General features: G+C 57.3%; 2 protein-coding genes. Both read right to left on the bottom strand.

Annotated features, from left to right (window positions below; genetic code table 11):
- Positions 1 to 75: 75 nt before the first annotated feature.
- Positions 76 to 651, bottom strand: coding sequence for a hypothetical protein (locus IG178_RS24340; protein WP_193215190.1), 576 nt, complete (start codon positions 649 to 651; stop codon positions 76 to 78).
- 176 nt (positions 652 to 827) lie between these two features.
- Positions 828 to 1,076, bottom strand: coding sequence for a hypothetical protein (locus tag IG178_RS24335; protein WP_193215189.1), 249 nt, complete (start codon positions 1,074 to 1,076; stop codon positions 828 to 830).
- Positions 1,077 to 1,178: the final 102 nt, after the last annotated feature.

Below are 1,178 nucleotides of genomic sequence, written 5' to 3'. Positions count from 1 at the left end.
GATGGCATGACGAATTGGAACCGCCCGGTGCGGATCCGCATGCCGGGTGGTGTGGGGGGTGACGGTTAGAGCCCGTCACCTACCCGATTCGGCTTCTTTGATGTTTGGTGCGGGCACTACTTTGTAGGGGCGATCCACGATAATCTTTCCCCAGTAGCCGAGACCAATCTGGTCTAGGTCCTTCGGTGCCGAGTATACAAGGAAGACACGAATCGGATCCTCGTTCTTCCAAGTGATCGGACCAATCAAATGTTCACCACTCTGATCCTCCATCAACGTGCCGTCCTCCTTCAAATAGACCTGGTAGGCCCCTCCTCCGTAGCTCCGTGCCTTCTGGGCACGCCCGTCTATCAGTTCGACTCCGGCTAGTCCGAATCCAAGCTTGTGATTCTTGAAGGTGACATCGACGACGATCAGCTTCTCGTTGTCCTGCGGGGTGGCTCTGTAAAACTCAGTGCGCTCTGTCACGCTGTGAACGATCACCTCAGCATCATCGAGTCCGGCGGCCTGCTTGCCAGCGATGTCGCGGACGAGGTCCTGCATCGCCGGATCAAGATCACGAATGTCGATCTCCTCCTTGTCCTGCGCCACTGAACTAGACGAGGCACCGAGTGCTCCAAACGTCAGAAATGAAAGGATGCGCCGAATCATGATTTTTTTGCCGAACGTCAGAGGAATGGCGTCGCGACCCCCATGGCGGCGGCACCGATTCCGTTGCCGGTCTTTACCACCCTGAGCGGAGCGCAACAAGGCCGCGGTCAAGCGTCGCCATCTCCGGCTTGTTAGCTCTTGATTATGCGGGTGAGGTCCAGGCAACTCGCCGGGCGTCACTCGTCTGTGACCAATCCAGTCCGGGCAGCTCGCCACTCCTCCCAAGCGTTCTCTGGGTCGATGTCGTCGTATCCCCGTCGCTCATCAACCGCCGCGCGTTGCTCTGGAGTCAGGACCCGGGCAGGTGCTTCGTCTCGAATGGTTTCGACTTCCTCCTTCGTGAGCGGCGATCCCTTTGCTCGCTCTCGATTGAGGAGCGTGGCGACCAGTGACGGAATATGGGTGATGATGAGGCGATCTCCCATTTTCTTGAGCTAACAGTATTTATTAACCCGGTGAGCATATCGGTTTTCGAGCTGCCCACCCGGACTTGATTGAACCGCATCCAAGCTTGGAAAGCACTGGCT

It is taken from the genome of Neoluteolibacter marinus (assembly GCF_014904755.1).
Lineage (GTDB): Bacteria > Verrucomicrobiota > Verrucomicrobiia > Verrucomicrobiales > Akkermansiaceae > Haloferula > Haloferula marina.
The sequence above is the reverse complement of the archived record's forward strand: the minus strand, read 5'-3'. Positions and strand labels throughout refer to the sequence as shown.

Excerpts from the sequence above, each read along its gene's own strand:
- IG178_RS24340 (WP_193215190.1), bottom strand. The coding sequence starts at position 651 with ATGATTCGGCGCATCCTTTCATTTCTGACGTTTGGAGCACTCGGTGCC.
- IG178_RS24335 (WP_193215189.1), bottom strand. The coding sequence starts at position 1,076 with ATGGGAGATCGCCTCATCATCACCCATATTCCGTCACTGGTCGCCACG.